This window comes from Luteimonas padinae (assembly GCF_014652935.1).
GTDB classification, from domain to species: domain Bacteria; phylum Pseudomonadota; class Gammaproteobacteria; order Xanthomonadales; family Xanthomonadaceae; genus Luteimonas; species Luteimonas padinae.
In genome coordinates this window covers 20636-45165 of sequence record NZ_BMZT01000014.1, presented here as the reverse complement: position 1 = coordinate 45165, position 24530 = coordinate 20636, and the positions used below count along the sequence as shown (strand labels likewise).

At 71.3% G+C, this 24530-nt stretch carries 20 protein-coding genes; 13 read left to right on the top strand and 7 right to left on the bottom strand.

The annotated features are described in order from the left end of the window. Window positions 1-169 precede the first annotated feature (169 nt). Window positions 170-703, top strand: coding sequence for a lactoylglutathione lyase (gene gloA, locus IE168_RS13870; protein WP_189499289.1), 534 nt, complete (start codon window positions 170-172; stop codon window positions 701-703). Window positions 704-718: 15 nt separating this feature from the next. Here the strand turns inward: gloA and IE168_RS13865 are convergent, their stop codons facing one another. Further along, window positions 719-2494: a glycoside hydrolase family 15 protein gene (locus IE168_RS13865; protein WP_189499287.1), complete on the bottom strand. Its 1776-nt coding sequence runs from the start codon at window positions 2492-2494 to the stop codon at window positions 719-721. Then, window positions 2491-3246 carry a trehalose-phosphatase gene (gene otsB / locus IE168_RS13860; protein WP_189499285.1) on the bottom strand — a complete coding sequence of 252 codons (756 nt, stop codon included), beginning with the start codon at window positions 3244-3246 and terminating at the stop codon, window positions 2491-2493. The genes IE168_RS13865 and otsB overlap by 4 nt, the downstream gene beginning before the upstream one ends. 268 nt (window positions 3247-3514) lie before the next feature. On the opposite strand from otsB, the gene clpB reads away from it, so the two are divergent. After that, complete coding sequence (gene clpB, locus IE168_RS13855) at window positions 3515-6100, top strand: ATP-dependent chaperone ClpB (protein ID WP_189499283.1); 2586 nt, start codon at window positions 3515-3517, stop codon at window positions 6098-6100. Between the two features lie 136 nt (window positions 6101-6236). Here clpB and IE168_RS13850 read toward each other — a convergent pair whose 3' ends face one another. The 4 genes from IE168_RS13850 to IE168_RS13835 all read right to left on the bottom strand — a co-directional run bounded on the left by IE168_RS13850 (window position 6237) and on the right by IE168_RS13835 (window position 12333). Further along, window positions 6237-6716 (bottom strand): REP-associated tyrosine transposase, encoded by a 480-nt coding sequence (locus IE168_RS13850; RefSeq protein WP_189499280.1) that lies wholly within the window; start codon window positions 6714-6716, stop codon window positions 6237-6239. 125 nt (window positions 6717-6841) lie between these two features. Then, on the bottom strand, window positions 6842-8599 hold the full coding sequence (gene ybaL, locus IE168_RS13845) for a YbaL family putative K(+) efflux transporter (protein WP_189499278.1): 1758 nt from the start codon (window positions 8597-8599) through the stop codon (window positions 6842-6844). Window positions 8600-8894: 295 nt separating this feature from the next. Beyond that, window positions 8895-11267 (bottom strand): TonB-dependent receptor plug domain-containing protein, encoded by a 2373-nt coding sequence (locus IE168_RS13840; protein ID WP_189499276.1) that lies wholly within the window; start codon window positions 11265-11267, stop codon window positions 8895-8897. Window positions 11268-11394: 127 nt separating this feature from the next. Further along, the gene (locus tag IE168_RS13835; protein ID WP_189499274.1) at window positions 11395-12333 is read right to left on the bottom strand and encodes a 2OG-Fe(II) oxygenase; all 939 of its coding nucleotides are present in this window, start codon (window positions 12331-12333) and stop codon (window positions 11395-11397) included. 88 nt (window positions 12334-12421) lie between these two features. Here IE168_RS13835 and IE168_RS13830 point away from each other — a divergent pair, with 88 nt between their 5' ends. The 5 genes from IE168_RS13830 (at window position 12422) to IE168_RS13810 (ending at window position 17570) form a co-directional block, all read left to right on the top strand. Then, window positions 12422-14437, top strand: coding sequence for an ABC-F family ATP-binding cassette domain-containing protein (locus tag IE168_RS13830; RefSeq protein WP_189499272.1), 2016 nt, complete (start codon window positions 12422-12424; stop codon window positions 14435-14437). A gap of 204 nt (window positions 14438-14641) precedes the next feature. Continuing rightward, window positions 14642-15094 carry a universal stress protein gene (locus IE168_RS13825; protein ID WP_189499270.1) on the top strand — a complete coding sequence of 151 codons (453 nt, stop codon included), beginning with the start codon at window positions 14642-14644 and terminating at the stop codon, window positions 15092-15094. A gap of 62 nt (window positions 15095-15156) precedes the next feature. After that, on the top strand, window positions 15157-15843 hold the full coding sequence (locus IE168_RS13820; protein WP_189499268.1) for a hypothetical protein: 687 nt from the start codon (window positions 15157-15159) through the stop codon (window positions 15841-15843). A 78-nt stretch (window positions 15844-15921) separates the two neighbouring features. Further along, window positions 15922-16359: an FmdB family zinc ribbon protein gene (locus IE168_RS13815; RefSeq protein WP_386659005.1), complete on the top strand. Its 438-nt coding sequence runs from the start codon at window positions 15922-15924 to the stop codon at window positions 16357-16359. Then, window positions 16356-17570, top strand: a complete 1215-nt coding sequence (locus tag IE168_RS13810; RefSeq protein WP_189499266.1) for a cation:proton antiporter — start codon at window positions 16356-16358, stop codon at window positions 17568-17570. The genes IE168_RS13815 and IE168_RS13810 overlap by 4 nt, the downstream gene beginning before the upstream one ends. A 10-nt stretch (window positions 17571-17580) precedes the next feature. On the opposite strand, the gene IE168_RS13805 is transcribed toward IE168_RS13810, so the two are convergent. Next, entirely contained in the window at window positions 17581-18864 is a 1284-nt protein-coding gene (locus IE168_RS13805) for an MFS transporter (protein ID WP_189499264.1), read from the bottom strand. Window positions 18865-19454: 590 nt separating this feature from the next. On the opposite strand from IE168_RS13805, the gene aspS reads away from it, so the two are divergent. The 6 genes from aspS (at window position 19455) to ruvA (ending at window position 24508) form a co-directional block, all read left to right on the top strand. Beyond that, the gene (gene aspS, locus IE168_RS13800; protein ID WP_189499262.1) at window positions 19455-21224 is read left to right on the top strand and encodes an aspartate--tRNA ligase; all 1770 of its coding nucleotides are present in this window, start codon (window positions 19455-19457) and stop codon (window positions 21222-21224) included. A 100-nt stretch (window positions 21225-21324) separates the two neighbouring features. After that, window positions 21325-21852 carry a GNAT family N-acetyltransferase gene (locus IE168_RS13795; RefSeq protein WP_189499260.1) on the top strand — a complete coding sequence of 176 codons (528 nt, stop codon included), beginning with the start codon at window positions 21325-21327 and terminating at the stop codon, window positions 21850-21852. Window positions 21853-21868: 16 nt separating this feature from the next. Next, window positions 21869-22570, top strand: coding sequence for an esterase/lipase family protein (locus tag IE168_RS13790; protein ID WP_189499258.1), 702 nt, complete (start codon window positions 21869-21871; stop codon window positions 22568-22570). Between the two features lie 73 nt (window positions 22571-22643). Further along, a complete protein-coding gene (locus tag IE168_RS13785; protein ID WP_189499255.1) occupies window positions 22644-23375 on the top strand; it encodes a YebC/PmpR family DNA-binding transcriptional regulator in 732 nt (243 codons plus the stop codon). 9 nt (window positions 23376-23384) lie between these two features. Beyond that, the gene (gene ruvC, locus IE168_RS13780; protein ID WP_189499238.1) at window positions 23385-23921 is read left to right on the top strand and encodes a crossover junction endodeoxyribonuclease RuvC; all 537 of its coding nucleotides are present in this window, start codon (window positions 23385-23387) and stop codon (window positions 23919-23921) included. Further along, window positions 23918-24508, top strand: a complete 591-nt coding sequence (gene ruvA, locus IE168_RS13775; protein WP_189499236.1) for a Holliday junction branch migration protein RuvA — start codon at window positions 23918-23920, stop codon at window positions 24506-24508. The genes ruvC and ruvA overlap by 4 nt, the downstream gene beginning before the upstream one ends. The last annotated feature ends 22 nt before the right edge of the window (window positions 24509-24530 follow it).

Below are 24530 nucleotides of genomic sequence, written 5' to 3'. Positions count from 1 at the left end.
ACCCCGGCTGGTCGGCGTCCCGCACTCCGCTCTCGCCTACACGCTAGAACAAAGCAAAGACACAAGCGGCTATAGCCGCGACCAGCGTTCCGGTACCGCAAAACGTCCGGTTGCGGCTGTAGCCGCTCCTACAGAAAGAAAGATCCCCCCCACACCGAGCATTCCAACCATGACCGATACCGCCGCCACCCTCGCCAGCGTCCCCGGCGTCTCCGCGCGCGAGGCGGCCACGCAGGGCTTCGTCTTCAACCACACCATGCTGCGGGTGAAGGACGCGAAGGCCTCGCTGGACTTCTACACCCGCGTGCTTGGCTTCAGCCTGGTGCGCCGCAGCGATTTCCCCGAGGCGGCGTTCTCGCTGTATTTCCTCGCCATCGTCGATCCGGCCGACATCCCGGACGATGACGCGCAGCGCAAGGCCTGGGTGGCCGGCCTGCAGGGCGTGCTCGAGCTGACCCACAACCACGGCACCGAGTCGCAGGACGGACCCGTGTACCACGACGGCAACACCGACCCGCGCGGCTTCGGCCACATCTGCGTGAGCGTGCCCGACCTGCGTGCGGCCTGCGCGCGCTTCGAGGACCTGGGCGTGCCATTCCAGAAGCGCCTGACCGACGGCCGGATGCGCGACATCGCCTTCATCAAGGATCCCGACGGCTACTGGGTGGAAGTGATCCAGCCGACGCCGCTCGCCGACGCGTAAGGCGCGGCGCGGAGGTCAGACGGCGTCGGACCAGGGCCGCGACAGCCGCATCGCGGCGATCACCACGCCCACGTGCGAGTAGGTCTGGGGGAAGTTGCCCCAGGCCTCGCCGTCCTCGAAGGCCATGTCCTCCGACAGCAGGCCGAGGTGGTTGCGCCGCGCCAGCAGGCTTTCGAACTGCTGGCGCGCCTCGTCGACGCGGCCGATCGCGGCCAGCGCATCGATGTACCAGAAGCTGCAGATGGTGAAGCTGGTTTCCGGCGAACCGAAGTCGTCGGGGGCGATGTAGCGGAACAGGCCGTCGCCGCGCCGCAGCTGGGTGCCGATGGCCTCGACCGTGGCCACGAAGCGCGGGTCGTCCGCGTCCACGAAGCCCAGCTCGGCAAGCAGCAGCAGGCTGGCATCGAGGCGGCGGCCCTCGGCGGATTCGACGAAGTGGCCCAGCTCCGCGTCCCAGGCGCGGGCCAGGATCGCTTCGCGCATCGCGTCGGCACGCCCGCGCCAGTGCGCGGCGCGCGCGGCCAGGCCCAGGTGCGTCGCGATGCGCGCCAGGCGGTCGCAGGCGGCCCAGCACATGACGCTGGAATAGGTATGCACCTCGGCGCGGCCGCGGAATTCCCAGATCCCGGCGTCGGGCTGGTCGTACAGCGCCCAGGCCTGCTCGCCGACGGGCTCCAGCCGGTGGAAGGCGTCGATGTCGCCGGGGCGCGCGAGGCGCTGGTCGAAGAACAGCTGGGTGGCGGCCAGCACCACGCTGCCGTACACGTCGTGCTGCTTCTGCACCCAGGCCAGGTTGCCGCGGCGCACCGGCCCCATGCCGCGGTATCCGGCCATGTCCGGCACCTCGTGCTCTTCCAGTTCCTTCTCGAAGGCGATGCCGTACAGCGGCTGCAGGCCGTCGGCGCCGGTGGCGAGGTTGAGCACGTAGCGCAGGTAGCCTTCCATCGTGCGCGTGGCGCCGAGGCGGTTGAGCGCGCGCACCACGAAGGCCGAATCGCGCAGCCAGCAATAGCGGTAGTCCCAGTTGCGCTGGCTGTGCGGCGCCTCGGGAATCGAGGTGGTGATGGCGGCGACGATCGCGCCGGTCTCCTCGTACTGGCACAGCTTGAGCGTGATCGCGCTGCGGATCACCGCGTCCTGCCACTCCAGCGGGATCGACAGGTAGCGTACCCAGTCGCGCCAGTAGTCGAGGGTCTGGCGCTCGGCGCTGCGGGCGAAGCCGTCCACCGGCTGGGCCAGGGTCTCGTCGGGGCCGAGCACCAGGTGGCGCTCGCCGTCGAGCTCGAACGGCAGCGACTCGCGCAGCAGGCGGACGGGCACGTCGCTGGTCAGGCGCAGGGTGAATTGCGGCAGCACGTAGCGGATGTGGTTGCTGCCCCAGGTCTGCGCGGGCACGTCGGCGCCGTAGTTCGCCAGCGGCCGCAGCACGACGCGGATGCGCGGGCGGCCCGAGAGCGGGCGCAGCCGGCGCACCAGCATCACCGGGCGGTAGAAGCGGCCGTGCTGGCGCCAGCGCGGCGCGAAGTCGGTGATCTCGACCGCGCCGCCGTGGCGGTCGCGCAGCACGGTGCGCAGGATCGCGCTGTTGTTCACGTACGCCTGGGTCGCGCCCTCGAAGTCCTCGAGCTCGATGGCGTAGTCGCCGCCGCCGGCCCTGGGCTCGAGCAGCGCGCAGAACGCGGGGTCGCCGTCGAAGGCGGGGATGCAGCACCAGGCCACGCGGGCGCGGGCGTCGACCAGCGCGGCGATGCTGCCGTTGCCGACCAGCCCGAGGTCGAGGGTGGTGGTCATGCCGATGCTCCGATCCAGGCGTGGACGTCGGCGGTGCCGGCCAGCGCGAAGTGCGCCGCGCTCTCGCGCAGAGGGCCGACCAGCACGCTGATGCCGTCATGGGCGTTGACCGCGGCGAAGCCGGCCTCGTCGGTGATGTCGTCGCCGGCGAACACCGGGCGGCGGCCCGCGAACGGCGGCTCCTGCAGGAATGCGAGGATGGCGGCGCCCTTGTCGGCGCGCACGCCGCCGCTGGCCGCCGGCCGCAGCTCGATCACATCGTGCCCGGGCTGCAGCCGGTAGCCGGGCAGCCGTGGCAGCGCGGCGCGGGCGAAGGCCTGCAGATCGCCGCCGGCCTGCGGCGCGGCGCGCCAGTGCAGGGCCAGCGCCGCGCCCTTGTCCTCGATCACCACCCCGGGGTGCCGGGCGGCCACGCGCACCGCCTCGCCGCGCACGCGGTGCAGCGCCTCGGGCGCGCGCGGCGCCCGCTGCACGCGGCTCCCGTGCCGGCGCTCCAGGCCATGCAGGCCCGAGGCCGGCAGGCGCGGGGGCGCGAGCAGGCGGTCGAGCGTGGCCAGCGAGCGGCCGCTGACCAGGGCCACCGCGCCCCGCAGGCGCGCGTGCAGCGCGGCCAGGGCCTCGCGCAGCTGCTGCGGCACTTCGACCTCGTCCGGCCGGGGCGCCAGCTCCAGCAGGGTGCCGTCAACGTCGAGGAACAGCGCGCAGTCGTCGTCGATCGGCGGAGGTGGCGGGAGCACGGGGATCGCGGCCATGGTGGGCGAGTCTGGCCGAGGCGGCGTGAGCGTTTCCTGTAGGAGCAGCTACAGCTGCGATGGCGGGCCGCTGCGGGATTGCGGTCGCAGCTGTAGCTGCTCCTACAGAAGGGGGCGCGGGCGGAGGAGGGGGCGTGGGCGGAGGGGGTTCGCGGGCAGAGGGGGTTGGCAGCGGAACCGGCGCTTCGGCGCCTTGAATCGAGCGGGCCGGGCCCGCATTTCCTGGGTATCGCCGGCTGGCGCCGGCCCCGACTTCAGAGGCAATCCGATGCGAATGGACAAGCTCACCTCGCGTTTCCAGCAGGCGCTGGCCGACGCACAGTCGCTGGCCGTGGGCCGCGACCACAACCTCATCGAACCCGCGCACGTGCTGGTGGCCCTGCTCGACCAGTCCGGTGGCGGCAGCGGGCCGCTGCTGGCGCAGGCCGGCGTGAACGTGCCGGTGCTGCGCGAGCGCCTGGGCGAGATCCTCGAAAGGCTGCCGAAGGTGTCCGGCCAGGCCGGGCAGGTGTCGCTGGGCAACGACCTGGGGCGGCTGCTGAACCTCACCGACAAGCTGGCGCAGCAGCGCGGCGACGGCTTCATCGCTTCCGAACTGTTCCTGCTGGCCGCGCTCGACGACGGCGGCGACGCCGGTCGCGCGCTCAAGGCCGCCGGCGCCGACAAGGCGCGGCTGGAGGCGGCGATCGACGCCATGCGCGGCGGCGAGAAGGTCGACGACGCCAGTGCCGAGGAGGCGCGCCAGGCGCTGGAGAAGTACACCATCGACCTGACCGCGCGTGCCGAGAGCGGCAAGCTCGATCCGGTGATCGGCCGCGACGAGGAGATCCGCCGCACCATCCAGGTGCTGCAGCGGCGCACCAAGAACAACCCGGTGCTGATCGGCGAGCCCGGTGTGGGCAAGACCGCGATCGTGGAAGGCCTGGCCCAGCGCATCGTCAACAACGAGGTGCCCGAGGGTCTGCGCGGCAAGCGCGTGCTGAGCCTGGACATGGGCGCGCTGATCGCCGGCGCCAAGTACCGCGGCGAGTTCGAAGAGCGGCTGAAGGCGGTGCTCAACGACCTGGCCAAGAACGAGGGCCGGATCATCCTCTTCATCGACGAGCTGCACACCATGGTCGGCGCCGGAAAGGCCGAGGGCGCGATGGACGCCGGCAACATGCTCAAGCCGGCGCTCGCGCGCGGCGAGCTGCACTGCATCGGTGCGACCACGCTCGACGAATACCGCAAGTACGTGGAGAAGGATGCGGCGCTGGAGCGCCGCTTCCAGAAGGTGTTCGTGGGCGAGCCCTCGGTCGAGGACACCATCGCCATCCTGCGCGGGCTGAAGGAGAAGTACGCGGTCCACCATGGCGTGGAGATCACCGACCCGGCGATCGTGGCCGCGGCTACGCTCAGCCACCGCTACATCGCCGACCGCCAGCTGCCGGACAAGGCCATCGACCTGATGGACGAGGCGGCGTCGCGCATCCGCATGGAGATCGACTCCAAGCCGGAGGAGCTCGACCGCCGCGAGCGCCGACTGATCCAGCTCAAGATCCAGCGCGAGGCGCTGAAGAAGGAGAAGGACGCCGAGTCGAAGCAGCGCCTGGCCGACCTGGAAAGCGAGATCGAAACCCTGGAGCGCGAGTACAACGACCTAGAGGAAGTCTGGAAGGCCGAGAAGGCCACCGTGCAGGGCGCGACGAAGATCAAGGAGCAGATCGAGGCGGCGAAGCTCGAACTCGAGTCCGCCCAGCGCGCCCAGGACTACGCGAAGATGAGCGAGATCCAGTACGGCCGCCTGCCGGAACTGGAGAAGCAGCTCAGGGCCGCGCAGGAGGCCGAGACCACCGGCTTCACCCTGCTGCAGGACAAGGTGACCGCCGAGGAGATCGCCGAGGTGGTGGCGCGCTGGACCGGTATCCCGGTCAGCAAGATGCTGGAGGGCGAGCGCGAGAAGCTCTTGAAGATGGAGGACGCGCTGCACGCGCGCGTGGTCGGCCAGGACGAGGCGATTAAGGTCGTCTCCGACGCCGTGCGCCGCTCGCGCGCGGGCCTGTCCGATCCCGACCGGCCAAGTGGTTCGTTCCTGTTCCTGGGCCCGACCGGCGTGGGCAAGACCGAGCTGTGCAAGGCGCTGGCCGAGTTCCTGTTCGACAGCAGCGACGCGATGGTGCGCATCGACATGAGCGAGTTCATGGAGAAGCACGCGGTGTCGCGTCTGGTCGGTGCGCCCCCGGGCTACGTCGGCTACGAGGAGGGCGGCTACCTGACCGAGGCGGTGCGCCGCCGGCCCTACAGCGTGATCCTGCTCGACGAGGTCGAGAAGGCGCATCCGGACGTGTTCAACATCCTGCTGCAGGTGCTCGACGACGGCCGCCTGACCGATGGCCAGGGCCGCACGGTCGACTTCCGCAACACGGTGATTGTGATGACGTCGAACCTCGGCAGCCAGATGATCCAGGAGTTCGATGGCGACGACTCGCCCGAGGCCTATACGCAGATGAAGGCGGGCGTGATGGCGGTGGTGCAGTCGCACTTCCGGCCGGAGTTCATCAACCGGCTGGACGACATCGTGGTCTTCCACTCGCTCGACAAGGCGCAGATCAAGGAGATCGCGCGGATCCAGATGCGCGGACTCGAGAAGCGGCTGGGCGAGCGCGGCATCCGCATCGAGGTCAGCGACGCGGCGTTCGAGCTGCTGGGCAACGTCGGCTTCGACCCGGTCTACGGCGCCCGCCCGCTCAAGCGCGCGATCCAGCAGCAGCTGGAGAACCCTCTGGCGCAGAAGATCCTGGCCGGCGAGTTCGGGAACGGCGACACCATCCGCATCGACGCCGACGCCGGAAAGCTCGTCTTCGCCAAGGCCTGACCCCTCCACCTCCCCCGCCCTTTTCCTGTAGGAGCAGCTATAGCTGCGACCTGGTGTCGCCCCATGCGGAAGAGCGGTCGCAGCTGTAGCTGCTCCTACAGGGGGAGGGCGGGTGAGGGGCAGATAATCGCCCGGACTACATGGCGGGCGCGGCGTCCTGGCTGATCCACACCGCATCCCAGTACGGATAGTCGCCGATGCGGCGCACCAGGCCGGCGCGCAGCGGGTTCATCACCACATAGCGGGCGACATCCACCAGCCGCTCCTCCGCCCGCAGCGCTCGGTCGTGGAAACTCCGCTGCCAGAGCCGGGGACCGTCGCCCGGCGGCTTCCACGTCCGCGTCGCGTGCGCCCGCGCGCGGCCGACGCAGCGCGAAAGGGGTTCGCGACTGCCGAGCTGCAGCACGCCGTGCCAGTGGTCGGGCATCAGCACCCAGCACAGCAGGCTGACGTCACCCCAGGCTTCTACGCTGGCGAGCGCACGGGCGATCCGCGAGGCGGGGTCCCATTCCGCGAACCATGGCCGCCGGCCCTCGGTGACGAAGGTGAGCAGATAGATGCCCCCGGGCTGGGACCAGCAGCCGCGGCGGAGGGCGTGTGAGCGTTGGCCCGGCATTCGGCGAGCGTGCCGTCGCTACGTGGCAGACACCATCAGCCTACCTACCGCGTTCCTGTAGGAGCAGCTATAGCTGCGACCGCTCTTCCGCACGCGGTGACATGTGGTCGCAGCTGTAGCTGCTCCTACAGAGAGGGCGGGTGTGAGGGCGGATGGACGGGCGCGGGCGCGGCGGCGTTGGTCCGGGCGGGGCGATAAGGCGGCGTCGCCATCACCATTTCCGCCAGTGAGTACGCCAGTTCGCGTTCGGCCAGCACGGCACCGTCGGCGCCGTGCTCGAGCAGGTGCTTCACCTCGGCCTCGCTGTGCGCGCGCGCGAGCACGGTGATCGCGGCGTTCAGCGCCTTGAGCCGCGCGATCGTCTCGCCGGCCTCCAGCGCGTTCGGGATGGCGAACACGGCCATCGCCGCGCGCTGCGGGGCGGTCTCCAGCATCACCGCCTCCGCGGCCACGTTGCCGCGCACCGCGTGCAGGCCGGCGGCGCGCGCGGCGTCGACGCGGTCGGCATCGTCCTCGACCACCACCAGCGGCACGCCACGGCCGTGCAGCAGGCTCGCAAGCTGCTGGCCGACCCGGCCGTAGCCGACCACCACCGCGTGCCCGGACAGCGAGTCCGGCAGATGGTGGTTGGCGGCGTCGGCCGCCACCTCGCGATCGTTAGCCGCGCTCGCCTCGGCGCGGGCCGAAGCCTCCTGGCGCGCGATCCAGCGGTCGACGACGGCAAACGACACCGGGTTGAGCATGATCGAGATCAGCGCGCCGGCCAGCACCAGGTCCTGGCCCTCCTCGGGCAGGATGCCCAGCGACACGCCCAGCGCCGCGATGATGAAGGCGAATTCGCCGATCTGCGCCAGGCTGGCCGAGATCGTCAGCGCGGTCGACTTCGGATGCCCGAAGCCGCGCACGATCAGGTAGGCGGCCGCCGACTTGCCGAACATGATGATGAAGGTGGTGGCCAGCACCAGCAGCGGCTCGCGCACCAGGATCGCCGGGTCGAACAGCATGCCCACCGAGACGAAGAACAGCACCGCGAAGGCGTCGCGCATCGGCAGCGAGTCCTGCGCGGCCTTGTGGCTGAGTTCGGATTCGTTGAGCAGCATGCCGGCGAAGAACGCGCCCAGCGCGAACGACACCCCGAACAGCTCCGCCGAGCCCAGCGCGATGCCCAGCGCGATCGACAGCACCGCCAGCGTGAACAGCTCGCGCGAGCCGGTGCCGGCGGTGCGCTCGAGCATCCACGGGATCACCCGCCGCCCCACCACCAGCATCACCGCCACGAACAGCGCCACCTGCACCAGGGTCTTGCCGATCTCCACGATGACTGCGCTTGCCGGCACCGGCTCGCCCGCGGCGTCGCCGAACACGCTCGCCAACGCAGGCATCAGCACCAGGGCGATGACGCAGGCGAGGTCCTCCACGATCAGCCAGCCCACCGCGATCCGCCCGCGCGTGGTGTCCAGCAGCCGCCGCTGCTCCATCGCCCGCAGCAGCACCACGGTGCTGGCGGTGGCCAGCGAGAAGCCGAACACGATGCCGTGCAGCGTCGGCCAGCCCATCACCGCGGCCAGCCCCCAGCCGAGCAGGGTCGCCACGGAGATCTGCACCACGGCGCCGGGAATGGCGATGTGCTTCACCGCCATCAGGTCGCGGATGGAGAAGTGCAGGCCGACGCCGAACATCAGCAGGATCACGCCGATCTCGGCCAGCTGCGGCGCCAGGGCCTGGTCGCCGACGAAGCCCGGGGTGAACGGCCCGGCGATGATGCCCGCGACCAGGTAGCCCACCAGCGGCGACAGGCGCAGGCGATGCGCGGCCAGGCCCAGGGCATAGGCCAGCACGAAGCCGACGGTGAGGATCGCGATGAGTTCGGTGTGGTGCGGCATCCGGGTTCCCGGCGGGGGGGCTGCCACAGGATAGGGGAGAACGCGGGAGCGGCCATCACCCGGGGAACAGGCGTCCTCCGGGCGGATGTCCTTGTAGGAGCGGCTATAGCCGCGATGAAGATGTCGCAATCGCGGCTATAGCCGCTCCCACAAAGGCCATTCCCACAAAGGCCGTTCCAATAAAGGCCGTTCCTGCAAAGGCCGTTCCTGCAAAGGCCGCTCCCACCAGGCAGATCCCGCAGCAGCGGCGGCTGCCATGGGCCAAGGGGCCCGTCTCCGGGCCCCCGGGTTCGGCCTACCAGCGGTAGGCGACCTTGCCGTACACGAAGGCGCCGTTGAAGCCGAACGGCGACAGGTTGCTGTACGGGAACTGCCCGTTGGTCGAGTTGGCGAAGCTGTTCTCGTCCGGGTACTCGTTGAGCAGGTTGTCGGCGCCCAAGGTGAAGGTCCAGTTGTCCAGCTTGTAGGCCGCCGAGGCGTCGAGCAGCCACTTGGCGCCGTAGGTCTGGTCGTTGGCGGCGTTGGCCGGGCGGGTGGTCACGCTGCCGTAGCGGGTCGCAGCCAGGCTGAAGTCCCAGGCATCCAGCGACCAGGTGCCCGACAGCAGCAGCTTGGTGTTCGGAAAGCCGTCCTCGATGCGGCCGATCTCGGTGCGGTCGATGCGCTCGAGGTTCAGCCCGGCCTGCTCCAGCTCCTCCGGATTGGGCGCGATGCGGGTGATCTCGGTATCGGTCCAGTTCCAGCCGGCGGTGAGGTCGAGCGTGCCGCCGCCGATGTCGAGGCCGTAATTGGCGACTACGTCGATGCCCTGCGTGCGGGTGTCGATGGCGTTGGTGAAGTAGCGGCCTCCGTTGACGCCGAAGATGCCCCGCGATTCCAGCAGCGCGCGCACCGCGTCGCCGGTGAGGTTGGACGACAGCGCGATCCGGTCGTCGACCTCGATGTGGTAGGCGTCGATGGTGACGTACAGGCGCTCGGCCGGCTGCAGTACCAGGCCCAGGCTGTACGACAGTGACTCCTCCGGCTGCAGCGGCTCGGCGCCGAAGGCCTGCGCAACCGCGCTGGAGGCCGGGAAAGTGCGGATCTCGAAAGGCTCGGGAATGCCGGCCAGGTAGATCGTGCTGATGGTCTGGAAGTACTGCTGCGCCAGCGACGGCGCGCGGAAGCCGCTGGACACGGTGCCGCGCAGGGCCACCGCGTCGGTGAAGGCGTAGCGCGCGGAGAGCTTGCCCGAGGCCTGGCTGCCGAAGTCGTCGTAGTCCTCGTAGCGGCCGGCGATGCCGGCGGAGAACTTCTCCGTGATGTCGGCCTCGAGGCCGGCGTAGACCGCGTGGCTGTCGCGCGAGTAGGCGCCGGACACTTCGGGCGCGAAGCCGCCGAAGCCCTGCGCGCCGCCGGGGCGGCTGAGGTCGGGCTGGGCGTAGGAGCCCCATTCGCCCGGCGACTGGTTCCACTTCTCGTTGCGGAACTCCACGCCCAGGGCCAGCGTGGCCGGGTAGGCCAGGCCGATGTCGAGCTGCCGGTTGAGGTCGAAGTTGGCGATGTTCTGGGTGGTCTCCAGCGCGCCGTCGTAGAACGAGGTCGGCGAGTCTGCGCCGATGCTGGCGTTGAGCGTGTTGCGGGTGAAGAACTCGAGGTTGTTGTAGCCGTGGTTGAAGCTCAGGTCCCAGTCCCAGGCTTCGCCGAAGCGGCCCTTGAGGCCGGCGACGATGGCGCGGTCGCGCGACACGTTGTTGATCTCCGGCAGGTAGCCGTCGGGATAGATCGAGGGGACGTTCTGGCTCGGGTTGCCCGGCGCGCGGAAGAACGCGAACGAGGTGATGTCGCGGTTGCTGATCGTGCCGAAGGCGTACAGCGACAGCGTGTCGCTGATGTCGAAGCCGGCATTGAACGAGGCCGCGGCGGCATCGACTTCCGGGTCGCCGATCACGAAGGCCTTCTGGCCCAGCTCCGGCTGGGTCGCCGCCGGAGTGCCGGCGAAGGGCCGCGCGCGGTTCGTGCGGTCCTGCCGGTCGATCTGGCCGGACAGGTGCAGGAAGCCGCGGTCGCCGCCCAGCGACAGGCCGGTGTCGCCGGCGAGCTGGGTCTGGGCGCCGTCGCCGGCCGCGTACTGGCCGTGGCGCATCGAGACGCCGCCGGTGCCGGGCGCGCCCTTGAGCACCACGTTGACCACGCCGGCGATGGCGTCGGAGCCGTACTGCGCCGAGGCGCCGTCGCGCAGCACCTCCACGCGTTCGATCGCCGACAGCGGGATGGTGTTGAGGTCCACCGGTGCCGAGCCGCGGCCGATGGTGCCGTTGAGGTTGAGCAGCGACGAGGTGTGCCGGCGCTTGCCGTTCACCAGCACCAGCACCTGGTCGGGCGCGAGGCCGCGCAGCTGCGCCGGGCGGATCGCACTGGTGCCGTCGGTGAGCGCCGGGCGCGGGAAGTTGAGCGAGGGCAGGGCACGCGCCAGCGCGGTGGCGAGCTCGGTGGTGCCGGTGGCCTGCAGCGCCTCGCTGGTGATGATGTCGATCGGTGACTGCGATTCGGCCACCGTGCGGTCGCTGACGCGGGTGCCGGTGACGATGACATTGTCGAGGCTGGTCGCCGGGCGCGCGTCCTGGGCATGGACGACGGCGGGAGCGAGGATGGCGAGCAGGGCGAGGCCAAGGGGGTGGCGGGGCATGCGGAACTCCTGTGGGGGCAAGGCCTCCGCGGTCCTGCGGCAGGCGCTCTCTTGCTTTAACACCCGCTGAATGAAGCAGTCAATCCATCAGGAATCCGTGCATCGTCGTTCTGCTGATGGAACGATCTCAGGTGAACGCGCGCTCCCGCATCCAGCGCGTCGCGATCCACTTCTCGCCGCGCGTCACCGGGGCACCGGCGTGGAAGGACATCGGGTCGGTGCGCGACTGGGCGTCGGTGTAGGCGAAGAACACCGCACTGCCCTTGCGCGGGCCGACGGACAGGGCGCAGCGCGGGAAGGTGGTCTCGCCGCCGGCCTCCACGTCGTTGAGGTAGATCACCAGGCTGGCGATGCGCTGCCCGCCGTTGCGCAGCTGCACCGCCTGCCCCGGCCGCCCGAGGTCGAAGTAGTCGTAGTGCGGCTGGTACTCGGCGCCGACGCCGTAGCGCATGACCTGCAGCGGCTCGCCCTGTGCCAGCGGCACGCCGGTGATCGCGGCGATGCGCGCGTCCAGGCGCGCGACCAGCGGCGAGGCGCCGCGCTGGACCGCGGCCAGTTCGCTGGTGCGGCGCTCGTCGATCGTGGTGCCGCCGCGCTCGGAATCGACCACGCCGGCGCGCCGCAGCCGCGGCCGGGCCTCGGCGATGAGCGCATCGCACTCCTCGCCGGTCAGCACGTTCTCGAACAGGACCACGTGCGGGCGCTGCAGGCGGAACGCGACGTGGACCGCGCCGTGGTCGCAGGCGATGCTGCGCGCGTCGGCGCGGATCGTGGCCACCGGATGGAACGGCAGGTGCGCGGGGACCGTGCCGTCCGCCGGGGCCGCCGGGGCGTTGACCTGGCCCTGCGGCAGCCGGTGGGCGACCGCGGGCTGGCCGGCGGCCGCGCGCGAGAACCCGGCCTTGAAGCCATCCGGGTCGGACAGCACCGCGTTGTAGATCCGGCGCACCTGCAGCTCGTCGAAGCCCTGGCGCACCATGGCGGGCAGCACCTGGCCCAGCGGCGCGCCCGCGGTCACCTGTGCGTGGAGCCACGACGCCACCTGCACGCTGAGCTGCATCGCCATCGGCCTTGCCCTCCATCACGCGCCCCTCCGGCGCGGAACCGACGTTACCGCAGGCCGGCGGGGCCGCGCAGCCCGGTAAACTGCCGGGATGATTTCCTTCCGCAATTTCGCCCTGCGCCGCGGCGAGCGCCTGCTGCTGTCCGACGTCGACCTCTCGCTGCACGCCGGCTGGCGGGTGGGCGTGGTCGGCCGCAACGGTACCGGCAAGTCCTCGCTGTTCGCCGCCGTGCGCGGCGAGGTCGAGGCCGACCGCGGCGACCTCGACCTGCCCTCGCGCCTGCGCATCGCCTCGATCGCACAGGAAATGCCCTCGCTGCCGGACCCGGCGATCGACTTCGTGCTGGCCGGCGACGCCGCCGTGCACGCGGCGCTGCAGGCCGAGGCCAACGCCTTCGCCGCCGAGGACTGGGAGGCCGTGGCCGAAGCCCACCAGAAGCTGGAGGAAGTCGGCGGCTACGACGGCGCCGCGCGCGCCGGCAAGCTGCTGCACGGCCTCGGCTTCCCGGGCGAGGCGCAGCAGCGGCCGGTGTCGAGCTTCTCCGGCGGCTGGCGGGTGCGCCTGAACCTGGCGCGCGCGCTGATGACGCCGTCCGACGTGCTGCTGCTCGACGAGCCCACCAACCACCTCGACCTCGACGCCGTGCTGTGGCTCGAACAGTGGCTGATGAAGTACCAGGGCACGCTGCTGCTGATCTCGCACGACCGCGAGTTCCTGGACAACGTCAACACCCACACGCTTCATCTCCACGGCGGCAGGGCCAAGCTCTATATCGGCAACTACACCGCCTTCGAGCGCCAGCGCGCCGAACAGCTGCGCCAGCAGCAGATCCAGCACGAGAAGGTGCAGGCCGAGCGCGCGCACCTGCAGAGCTTCATCGACCGCTTCAAGGCCAGCGCCGCCAAGGCCGCGCAGGCGCAGTCGCGGGTCAAGCGCCTGGCCAAGCTGGCCGACACCGAGGCGGTGCGCGCCGAGCGCGAGGTGCGGATCGACTTCCCCGCGCCGGCGAAGCTGCCGCACGCCCTGCTGCGCCTGAACCATGCCGACTGCGGCTATCCCTCCCCTGCATCCGCCCCTGCGTCCGCGCCCGCATCTCCCCCTGTAGGAGCAGCTATAGCTGCGACCTCCGGTATGTCACGCGCGGGGACGCCGGTCGCAGATGTAGCTGCTCCTACAGGGGAAGCGGAGGCGGACCGGGTGGCGACGGTGATCCTGCACGACGCCAACTTCGGCCTCGAGGCCGGCGACCGCATCGGCCTGCTCGGCCCCAACGGCGCCGGCAAGTCCACCCTGGTGAAATCGCTGGTCGGCGACCTGCCGCTGCTCAGTGGCGAGCGCTATGCGCACCCCGACCTGCGCATCGGCTACTTCGCCCAGCACACGGTCGAGGCGTTGGTGGCCGGCACCTCGCCGATCGACCACCTGCGCGAGATCTCGCCCAACGCCTCCACCCAGGACTTCCGCAATTTCCTCGGCAAGTGGAGCTTCCCCGGCGACCGCGCCTTCGAGTCCATCGACGGCTTCAGCGGCGGCGAGCGCGCGCGGCTGGCGCTGGCGCTGATCGCTTGGCGCCAGCCGAACGTGCTGCTGCTCGACGAGCCCACCAACCATCTCGACCTCGAGATGCGCGAGGCCCTGGCCGAGGCGCTGTCCGACTTCCCCGGCGCGATTGTGCTGGTCTCGCACGACCGCCATCTGATCGGCCTGGTCAGCGACACCTACTGGCGCGTGGCCGACGGCAGCGTGCAGCCCTTCGACGGCGACCTCGACGACTACGCGGCCTGGCTGCGCTCGCGGCCGCAGGATGCGAAGGCGGCCGAGGCCTCGGGCGGTGCGTCCGCGGCAAGGCAGGCGGAGGCCGCCGCGCCCGTGCCCGCACCGCCGGCGCCCGCGGCCAGGTCCAAGGTCAACCCGCACCGGCTGTCGAAGGCGGAAGCGCGGGTCGCGGAGCTCGAAGCCGAGCTCGCCGGGCTCGAGGCCGCGCTCGCCGATCCCGCGGTCTACGCCGACGGCGGCGCGCGCGGACAGGAGCTCGCGCGGCGGCAGCAGGCGCTGCGCCGGGAGCTGCAGGAGGCCGAGGAGGCGCTGCTCGAGCTCTACGGCTGAATGCGGCCGTCCCGCGGCCTCGCTGCCGGGGCGGGGACGACGCGCAACCGTTCCGGGCCGCGGCGGCACGCGGCCCTGGCTCATCGATGCCCGGGACGGCGATGTCCAGACCGTGTTCCGGGCTGTCGGGCGTCCACTGACCTGGATCAATGCGGCCGGGACCCATCGGGTGCACCCTGCGGGAGAGAGCAGAGGAGGAACGTCATGTACAGGCAGATCCTGATCCCCACCGACGGCAGCGAGCTGTCAATGTCCGCCATCGACCAGGGCGTCGCGTTCGCGAAGGAGACCGGCGCGAGCGTGCACTTCTTCACCGTCACCGCGCCCATCCGCGTCTACGGCGTGACCGGCGAGCCGCTGGCCGGCGGCTACGACGACTACACCCGGGCGGCCCGCGACGAGGGCGCGCGCCGGCTGGCCGCGGCCGAGGCGCGCGCGACGGCGGCGGGCGTGCCGTGCAGCTCCAGCATGGTCGAGAGCGACCACCCCTGGGAGGCGATCATCAACGCCGCCAACGACGCCGGCTGCGACCTGATCGCGATGGCCTCGCACGGCCGCCGCGGACTGGGTGCGCTGGTGCTGGGCAGCGAGACGCTGAAGGTGCTCACCCACTCCAGCATTCCGGTGCTGGTGTACCGCGAGCCGAAGCCGCGCTGAGCGCCCGGCCGGGCGGCGTCACGCGGTTTGCCCGCCGCAGGCACGGCGGTTAGGGTGGGCGGATGAATACGATCCGAGTGTCCGCCCTGTCCGTCGCGCTGGTGGCCCTGGCCGCCTGCGCGCCCTCCACTGATCCGGCTCCCGCGGCCGGCGCCGGCGACGCGCCGGCCGCGGCGCCTGCGCCCGCGCCCGCCGGTGAGCCGGCCGACGCCTTCATGGCCGCGCTGGCCAGCCACTGCGGCCAGGCCTTCGCCGGCCGCATCGTCGCCAACGCGCCGGCGTCGCCGACGCCCGACGCGTTCGAGGGCAAGGCCCTGGTGATGCACGTCCGCGGCTGCGACGAGCCATCGAAGCAGCTGCTGGTCCCGTTCCACGTCGGCGACGACCATTCGCGCACCTGGGTGATCACGCGCACCGGCACCGGCCTGCGCCTCAAGCACGACCATCGCCACGAGGACGGCACGCCGGACGAGCAGACCATGTACGGCGGCGAGAGCGTGGCCGCGGGCACCGCCGTGCGCCAGGAGTTCCCCGTCGACGCCGAATCGATCGAACTCTTTGGCCGCACCGGTGCCAACGTCTCCACCACCAACACCTGGGCGATGGAGATCGAGCCGGGCCAGCGCTTCCTCTACGAGCTCTCGCGCCCGGAAGACGAGGTGAACCCGCAGGGGCGCCTGTTCCAGGTCGAGTTCGACCTGACCACGCCGGTCGAACTGCCGCCCGCGCCGTGGGGCAGCACCGACTGACCCGGCGCACTGCTTCAAAGCCTCCGCAACCCCTTTCCCCGCCTTGCGGGGAGAGGGGTGGTGTCTTGATTTGCGGCGATGGAACCGCAGAATGCGCGCAGCATTCCGCTGTTTCCGGTTACCGCCATGCCCATCTACGCCTTCCGCTGCGCCGCCTGCGGCCATGAATTCGACCGTCTGCAGAAGCTGTCCGACCCGGATCCGGACACCTGTCCGGCGTGCGCGGCGCAGGGTGGGGTGGGCCGCAAGCTGACCGCGCCGGCCTTCCGCCTCGCCGGCAGCGGCTGGTACGAGACCGACTTCAAGAAGGACGGCGATACGAAGCGCAACCTCGCCGAAGGCGGCGAGGGCGCAGGCAAGGCCGACGGCGCCAAGGGTGATGCGCCGGCCGCGACCCCGGCGGCCGGGGCCGCCGTGAAGCCGGGGAACGCCGCGACCGCACCTTCCACCAGCGCCCCCTCCGCGAGCCCGGCTTCCGCAAGCGCGCCCGCCGCCGCCAAGCCTGCGGGCGGATGAAGCAGGAACTGCTCTACCTCATCCTGATCTTCGCCCTGCTGGTGGTGCCGCGGGTGCTGCAACGCTGGAAGCTGCCGGCGCCGCTGACCTGCCTGCTGTTCGGCCTGCTGGCGATGCTGGCCTGGGGCGACCGGGTGCACGACCCGGTGGTGATCCTGCTGTCGACACTGGGGATTTCCTCGCTGTTCCTGTTCGCCGGACTCGAGGTCGATCCGCGCGAGCTGCGCCGTGGGGCAGGCCCCCTGGTGGTCCATCTGCTGGTGCGCTGCGCGACGCTGGCCGGCGCCGCCTGGCTGGCCTGGCGCTACCTCGACCTGGGCTGGCAGGCCGCGACCCTGCTGGCGCTGGCCCTGCTGACGCCGTCAACCGGCTTCATCCTCGACACGCTCGAACGCCTGGGGCTGGCCGAGGACGAGCGCTTCTGGGTCACCAGCAAGGCGATCGCCGGCGAGCTGCTGGCGCTGGCGGCGCTGTTCGTGGTGCTGCAGGCCGGCGACCCGCTGATGATGGGCGTCAACACCGGCGTGCTGGTGGCGATGCTGGTCGGCCTGCCGCTGCTGTTCGTGGCGCTGGGGCGCTGGGTGGTGCCGCACGCGCCGGGCTCGGAGTTCTCGCTGCTGGTGATGGTGGGCATGGTAGCCGCCTACGTCACCTATTCCATGGGCGTGTACTACCTGGTCGGCGCCTTCATCGCCGGCCTGGTGGCCAGGCTGCTGCGCATCCGCATGCCGCGCCTGGCCTCGGACGACAACATCCATGCGCTGCGGCTGTTCGCCAGCTTCTTCGTGCCGTTCTATTTCTTCCACGCCGGCACCGGCATCCCGCGCGAGGCGCTGTCGTGGGAGGCGGTGCTGCTGGGCGTGGCGCTGACGATGGTGGTGCTGCCGCTGCGCATCGGCGTGGTCTGGCTGCAGCGGCGGGTGCTGTTCCGGGAAGCGCGTGCCGGGACGCTGAAGGTCTCTGTGGCGCTGGCGCCGACCCTGGTGTTCACGCTGGTGCTGGCCGGCATCCTGTACCAGCGCTTCGACCTGCCGCCGGTGATCTACGGCGCGCTGCTGCTCTACACCGCCATCAACACCCTGTTGCCTTCGCTGGTGCTGAAGGCCCCGTTCGACGTCGATCCGGCAGACGAGGCGCTGGCGCGGGGCGGCGAGGCGCCGCTCGCGGCGCACGCTGCCGCCCCGCACGGCGAAAGGCCCCCGGCCGCCTGAGGGCGATTCTTCAGGCCGCGGGCCTCGCGCCAGGGGCGATGACGCCGGACTCCGGCGCGTCGTCCGGCGCCGGGACGTCGACCTCGGGCAGCAGCTCGATCGCCGTCGGCGTGGTCCGCAGCATCGCGTGGAAGACCGACGGATGGCTGTTGTCGCGGTGGCGCAGCAGCCTGCGCCCGCCTGCGACCAGCGCCACCAGGACGAGGGTCGCGGCGTAGAACGCCGGCAGCGCCGCGGCGCCGTAGCGCGTCATCGCCACGCCCGCCACCGCCGGCCCGATCGCCGAACCCACGCCGTTGAGGAGCAGCAGGCTGCTGCCCGCCGACAGCGTGTCCTCGGGCGGCAGGTGATCGAGCAGATGGGCCATGCAGATCGGATAGATGGCGAACGCCAGTCCACCGAAGCAGAAGCACAGCGCGTACAGCGGCCAGCCCGACTGCCCGGCCGGCAGCATCATCGCCACCGCCGCGCCCGCCGCCAGCAAGCACACGATGACCAAAGCGGTGCGGCGGTCGCCGCCATCGGACAGGCGGCCGATGGGCCACTGCAGCGCCGCGCCGCCGACGATGGTGGTGCTCATCAGCAGCGCCACGCCGGTGACGTCGAGCCCGAGGCGGGTGGCGAACACCGCCGCCAGGCCCCAGAAGCCGCCCAGCGTCATGCCGGCAAGCAGCGCGCCCAGCGTGGCCGCCGGGGCGGCGCGGAACAGCGCCTTCAGCGCCAGGCGCGGCATGGCGGGCAGCTCCGGCTGGACCATGCGGCTGGCGGTGACCGGCAGCGCCGCCAGGCAGACCAGGATCGCGACCAGGCTGAAGAGTGCGAACCCGGCCGGATCGGCCACGCCAACCAGCCACTGGCCGGCGGCCAGCGCGAACAGGTTCACCACCATGTAGGCCGCGAACACCTGGCTGCGCTGCCCGGGCGGCGCCTGCACGTTCAGCCAGCTCTCGATCACCGTATACAGCCCCACCAGCGCCACGCCGGTACCCAGCCGCAGCAGCCCCCAGGCCCAGGGCGAGACGAGGATCGGATGCAGCAGCACCGTGGCGGCGCACAGGCAGGCATAGAAGGCGAAGGCACGGATGTGGCCGATGCGCTGGATCAGCCCGGGCGCAGCGTAGGTGCCGAAGAAGAAACCGGCGAAATAGGCCGACATCACCAGGCCCAGCACCTGGTCGTCATAGCCCTCGATCCGCCCGCGCACGGCGAGCAGGGTGCTCAGCAGGCCGCTGCCCGCGAGCAGCAGGGCCACGCCGGCGAGCAGGGCGGCCAGTGGCCGGACGGCCGCGATCATCGCGGGAGGCTCCCGGGCGGCTTCGGGGTGGTTCGGGTGGCGCAGGGTCGGGCGATGCGGCGGAGCAGGGCGATCAAACCGGTCCTCGAAGCGGCGATGCGTCCAGACAGTGTGGCCCGGGCGGCGGGCACTTCGGATGAACGCAGCCTGTGACGTCCTTCGGGAGAGTGCGCGCCGCGGGAGGCGGCTGGCGGGGGGAGTGCTCCGCCCCGCCGCCAGCCATCCATGGCTGGAAGCGGGGGCGTGGGCCATCCATGGCCCACTCTCCGCACTCCCCCCGCCATCCACCTCCCGCACCACCTTCGCCGGCTTCGGGCGCCGCCACCACGCTCCGGAAGAGACGGGCGCACCGAAGCCGAACCCTTCAACCTTGCGAAGCGGGGCGCTGCAGAGGGGGTATGGACAGCGCACAAGGACGTGCGCGGTAGGCGCTTCAGCCATGGATGGCTGCAGCGGCGGTCCATACCCCCTCTGCAGCGACACGCCCCCCGCCCGAAGCCGAGGCTCTTGCCACGCGGGAGCCGGACTCCCACGCCCCGACCCGTTAAAATCTCCGGCTTGCCGCGCGGCGCGGTCACTCCGGAGTTTTCATGCGTACCCATTTCTGCGGCCTGATCGACGAGTCGATGGTCGGCCAGACCGTCACCCTCTGCGGCTGGGCCGACGTCGCCCGCGACCTCGGCGGCCTGTGCTTCATCGACCTGCGCGACCACGAGGGCATCGTCCAGGTGGTGGCCGAACCGTCGGACGCCGAGGGCAACGCCGGCGTGGTGGCCACCGCGGCGAAGGTGGGCTACGAGGACTGCCTGCGCGTGACCGGCACCGTGCGCCGCCGCGAGTCGGTGAACCCGAAGATCCGCACCGGACAGGTGGAAGTGGTCGCGACCGCGATCGAGGTGCTGAACAAGGCCGAGCCGCTGCCCTTCCACCACCACGAGAACCCGGGCGAGGACATCCGCCTGAAATACCGCTACCTCGACCTGCGCAGCCCGGAGATGCAGCGCCGGATGCGCACGCGCACGAAGCTGGTCGCGGCGCTGCGCCGCTGGCTGGATGCGCGCGATTTCCAGGACATCGAAACCCCGATCCTGACCAAGGCCACGCCCGAGGGCGCGCGCGACTTCCTGGTGCCGGCGCGCATGCACGAGGGCGAGTTCTACGCGCTGCCGCAGAGCCCGCAGCTGTTCAAGCAGATCCTGATGATGGCCGGCTTCGACCGCTACTACCAGATCGCGCGCTGCTTCCGCGACGAGGCCCTGCGCGCCGACCGCCAGCTGGAATTCACCCAGCTCGACATGGAGTTCGCCTGGGTGGACGAGGCGATCGTGCAGGACACCGTCGAGCAGATGATCGGTGACGTGTTCCGCGAAGTGATGGGCGTCGAGCTCGGTGCCTTCCCGCGCATGACCTGGGCCGAGGCCATGCGCCGCTACGGCTCCGACAAGCCCGACCTGCGCATCGCGCTGGAGCTGGTGGACGTCGACGCGCAGGTGCGCGACTCGCAGTTCAAGGTGTTCACCGACGCCGCCGGCGTGGACGGCATGCGCGTGTGCGCGCTGCGCATCCCCGGCGGCGCGGCGCTGAGCCGCAAGCAGATCGACGAGTACGCCGCGCACGCCGCCAAGTACGGCGCCAAGGGCCTGGCCTACGCGAAGCTCGGCGAGGACGGCGCGGTGAACTCGCCGGTGGCGAAGTTCTTCGACGAGGCCGCGTTCGCCGCGCTGCTCGCGCACGTCGGTGCTGGCAGGGGCGACATCGTCTTCTTCGGCGCGGGTGCGTACAACACCGTCAGCGACTTCATGGGCGCGGTGCGCCTGAAGGCCGGCCGTGACTTCGGCCTGGTCGAGGACGGCTGGAAGCCGCTCTGGGTCACCGACTTCCCGATGTTCGAATGGGACGACGAGGCCAAGCGCTACGTCGCGCTCCACCATCCCTTCACCGCCCCGGCGGTGGACGACATCGACGACCTGCGCGCCAACGCCCGCACCGCCACCAGCCGCGGCTACGACATGGTGCTCAACGGCAACGAGATCGGCGGCGGTTCGATCCGCATCCACCGCCCGCAGATGCAGGCCGCGGTGTTCGAGCTGCTGGGCATCGGCGCCGAGGAGCAGCAGGCCAAGTTCGGCTTCCTGCTCGACGCGCTGAAGTACGGCGCCCCGCCGCACGGCGGCATCGCCTTCGGCATCGACCGCATCGCCGCGCTGATGGCGGGCACCGAGTCGATCCGCGACGTCATCGCCTTCCCCAAGACCACCACCGCGCAGTGCCTGATGACCGGCGCGCCGTCGCCGATCGACGACGCGCAGCTGGCGGAAGTACACGTCGCCGTCCGCCCGAAGGGCCAGCCGGCCCCGTAGGAGCGGCGACAGCCGCGATAGCGGGGTGTCCGGTACACGCCATCGCGGCCATGACTGCTTCCACGGCATCCGGCCCGTCCGATCGGAGATGATGCGCGCCATGTCGCCCACCATCCGCCGCGCCACGCCCGAGGACGCCGGGACCCTGTCCCGGCTCTGCGCACGCACGTTCACCGAAACCTTCGGCCATCTCTATCCGCCGGAGGACCTGGCCGCCTTCATCGCCGAGGCCTACGCCGAGGAGCGCCAGCGCGTGATCCTGTCGCATCCCGACTACGCGGTCTGGCTGCTGGAGGACGCTGGCGAGGCGGTGGGCCATGCCGCGGCGGGTCCCTGCGGCCTGCCGCATCCCGATGTTGCCCCGGGCGACGGCGAGCTCAAGCGCCTCTACCTGCTGGCTTCGCACCAGGGTGGCGGCCGGGGTGGGCGGCTGTTCGACACCGCGATCGCTTGGCTGGAGCGCGATGGCCCGCGCAGGCTGTGGATCGGAGTGTGGTCGGAGAACTTCGGCGCCCAGCGCTTCTATGCGCGGCGCGGCTTCGAGCGCGTGGGCGAGTATCTGTTTCCCGTCGGTGCCACCCGCGACCGCGAGTTCATCCTCCGACGCGACGCGGCGCGGGCCGCGTAGCCGCGAGGGCGACCGCATGCGCGCAGGAGATCCTCCCGTTCCGGCGCCTGCCGGCGATTCAGGCCCAGGCACCGGCACCGGCCACGGCAGTGGCGCCGGCCCGCAGGCGTCACGCGTCCTCCTCGTGCACGGCCTGTGGATGCCGCGGCTGTCCATGCAGCGCTTCGCGGCGCGCCTGCGCGCGCACGGCTTCGATACCGGCGTGCTCGGCTACCGCAGCATCGCCGGCAGTACGGCAACGGCCGTGGATGCCGTCCGCGAGCGCCTGCGTGGTGGTCCGCCGACCCATGTCGTCGGCCACAGTCTCGGCGGCCTGATGGCTTTGGAGGCGCTGCGCGTCGAGCCGACGCTTCCGGTCGTGCGCCTGGTCTGCCTGGGCACGCCGCTGTGCGGCAGCGGGGCGGCGAAGACGATGTCGCGGCACGCCCTGGCCACGCTCTACCTCGGGCGCAGCGCGGCCCTGCTGCGGAATGGATGCGCGGTGCTTCCGGCCGGCGTCGAGGTTGGCATGGTCGCCGGCAGCCGCCCGCGCGGCCTGGGCGCGCTGGTGGCGCGCTTCGAGGGCGTGCACGACGGCACCGTGGCGCTGGAGGAGACCCGGGTCCCGGGGCTGGCCGACCATGTCGTCATCGACGCCTCGCATACCGGCCTGGTCCTCGGCGCCGAGGCCGCGCGGCAGGCGCTCGGCTTCCTGCGAGAGGGGCGCTTCCCGCGCTGACGCCGCGGCGGCCCGCGCGCCCGGAAGGAGTAGAATCCGGGCTCGTTCCAGCATTGAAGGAAGGGTGCTACGCATGGGCAGGGGTCCCTCGATCGAGGCCCGCAAGAACGCGGAAGACGCGCGTCGCGGGAAGATCTTCACCAAGCTGATCCGCGAGATCTCGGTCTCCGCGCGCGCTGGTGGAGGTGACCCCGGGGGCAACCCGCGCCTGCGCAGCGCCATCGACAAGGCCCTGTCGGCCAACATGACCAAGGACGTGATCGAGCGTGCGGTCAAGAAGGCCACCGGCGAGCTGGAAGGCGTCGACTACGAGGAGATCCGCTACGAGGGCTATGCCCCGGGCGGCGTCGCCGTGATCGTCGACTGCCTGACCGACAACAAGGTCCGCACCGTGGCCGACGTGCGCCATGCATTCGGCAAGTTCGGCGGCAACCTGGGGACCGACGGCTCCGTGGCCTTCATGTTCAACAAGCAGGGCATCCTGCGCTACGACGCCGGTGCCGACGAGGACGCGGTGACCAATGCCGCCATCGAGGCCGGCGCCGAGGACGTGGTGGTCTATCCGGAGGATGGCGCCATCGACGTGCTGACCGCGCCCGAGGACTTCGCCTCCGTGCGCGACGCCATGGCCGCCGCCGGCCTGCCCGCCGCGCACGCCGAGGTCACCATGCGCGCCGACAACGACATCGCCGTCGAAGGCGAGACCGCGCAGCAGGTGGTCAAGCTGCTGCGCTGGCTGGAAGACCTCGACGACGTGCAGGACGTGTACTCGAACGCCGATCTCGGCGACGACGCGTACGCGTAGACTGGCGGCGTGACCAGGATCCTCGGCATCGACCCCGGCTCGCAGCGCACTGGCGTCGGCATCATCGACGTCGATGCCGCGGGCCGCGCCACGCACGTGTACCACGCGCCGCTGGACCTGCTGGCCGGCGCCGCGGCCGTGCCCGGCGACCTGCCGCAGCGCTTGCGCCGCCTGCTCGACGGCTTGCGCGCGGTGCTGGAGGAGCACCGGCCCGACGAGGTCGCGATCGAACAGGTGTTCGTGTCGAAGAACGCGGATTCCGCGCTCAAGCTCGGCCAGGCCCGCGGCGCGGCGATCTGCGCGGTGGTCATGCACGACCTGCCGGTGAGCGAGTACGGCGCGCGCCAGGTGAAGCTGGCCCTGGTCGGCAAGGGCGCGGCCGACAAGGCCCAGGTGCAGCACATGGTCGGCGCCATCCTCGGGCTCAAGGGGCGCCTGCAGGCCGATGCGGCCGACGCGCTGGCGATCGCCATCACCCACGCCCACACCCGCGCCAGCGCGCAGCGCATGGGCATCGACGCCCGGATGGCCTGGAGCCGGAGATGATCGGACGCCTGCGGGGCCTGCTCGCGCACAAGTCGCCGCCGTGGCTGGTGCTGGACGTCAACGGCGTCGGCTACGAGCTGGAGGCGCCGATGAGCACCTTCTACGAGCTGCCGGTGCTGGGCAGGGAGGTCACCCTCTTCACGCACTACGCGCAGAAGGAGGATTCGGTGTCGCTGTACGGCTTCGCGAGCGAGGCCGAGCGGCGCCTGTTCCGCGACGTGCAGCGGGTCACCGGCATCGGCGCGAAGATCGCGCTGGCGATCCTGTCCGGGGCCAGCGTCGAAGAGTTCGCGCGGCTGGTGCAGGCCGGCGACGTGACCGCGCTCACGCGCATCCCCGGCATCGGCAAGAAGACCGCCGAGCGCATCGTGGTCGAGCTGCGCGACCGCGCCGAGGCGATCATGGGCGGGGCGCTGGCGGTGCCCGCGGCCGGCATTCCGGCCGATCCGCTGTCGGAGGCGACCGTGGCGCTGCAGCAGCTGGGCTACAAGCCCGCCGAGGCCCAGCGCATGGCGCGCCAGGCGCATGCCGACGGCGACGCTGCGGAAACCATCATCCGGAAGGCGCTACAGTCCGCGCTTCGCTGAGCCGGTCTTCCACGGGATTCCA

Coding starts and splice junctions, on each gene's coding strand:
- gloA (WP_189499289.1), top strand. CDS start 170: ATGACCGATACCGCCGCCACCCTCGCCAGCGTCCCCGGCGTCTCCGCG.
- IE168_RS13865 (WP_189499287.1), bottom strand. CDS start 2,494: ATGACCACCACCCTCGACCTCGGGCTGGTCGGCAACGGCAGCATCGCC.
- otsB (WP_189499285.1), bottom strand. CDS start 3,246: ATGGCCGCGATCCCCGTGCTCCCGCCACCTCCGCCGATCGACGACGAC.
- clpB (WP_189499283.1), top strand. CDS start 3,515: ATGCGAATGGACAAGCTCACCTCGCGTTTCCAGCAGGCGCTGGCCGAC.
- IE168_RS13850 (WP_189499280.1), bottom strand. CDS start 6,716: ATGCCGGGCCAACGCTCACACGCCCTCCGCCGCGGCTGCTGGTCCCAG.
- ybaL (WP_189499278.1), bottom strand. CDS start 8,599: ATGCCGCACCACACCGAACTCATCGCGATCCTCACCGTCGGCTTCGTG.
- IE168_RS13840 (WP_189499276.1), bottom strand. CDS start 11,267: ATGCCCCGCCACCCCCTTGGCCTCGCCCTGCTCGCCATCCTCGCTCCC.
- IE168_RS13835 (WP_189499274.1), bottom strand. CDS start 12,333: ATGGCGATGCAGCTCAGCGTGCAGGTGGCGTCGTGGCTCCACGCACAG.
- IE168_RS13830 (WP_189499272.1), top strand. CDS start 12,422: ATGATTTCCTTCCGCAATTTCGCCCTGCGCCGCGGCGAGCGCCTGCTG.
- IE168_RS13825 (WP_189499270.1), top strand. CDS start 14,642: ATGTACAGGCAGATCCTGATCCCCACCGACGGCAGCGAGCTGTCAATG.
- IE168_RS13820 (WP_189499268.1), top strand. CDS start 15,157: ATGAATACGATCCGAGTGTCCGCCCTGTCCGTCGCGCTGGTGGCCCTG.
- IE168_RS13815 (WP_386659005.1), top strand. CDS start 15,922: ATGGAACCGCAGAATGCGCGCAGCATTCCGCTGTTTCCGGTTACCGCC.
- IE168_RS13810 (WP_189499266.1), top strand. CDS start 16,356: ATGAAGCAGGAACTGCTCTACCTCATCCTGATCTTCGCCCTGCTGGTG.
- IE168_RS13805 (WP_189499264.1), bottom strand. CDS start 18,864: ATGATCGCGGCCGTCCGGCCACTGGCCGCCCTGCTCGCCGGCGTGGCC.
- aspS (WP_189499262.1), top strand. CDS start 19,455: ATGCGTACCCATTTCTGCGGCCTGATCGACGAGTCGATGGTCGGCCAG.
- IE168_RS13795 (WP_189499260.1), top strand. CDS start 21,325: ATGTCGCCCACCATCCGCCGCGCCACGCCCGAGGACGCCGGGACCCTG.
- IE168_RS13790 (WP_189499258.1), top strand. CDS start 21,869: ATGCGCGCAGGAGATCCTCCCGTTCCGGCGCCTGCCGGCGATTCAGGC.
- IE168_RS13785 (WP_189499255.1), top strand. CDS start 22,644: ATGGGCAGGGGTCCCTCGATCGAGGCCCGCAAGAACGCGGAAGACGCG.
- ruvA (WP_189499236.1), top strand. CDS start 23,918: ATGATCGGACGCCTGCGGGGCCTGCTCGCGCACAAGTCGCCGCCGTGG.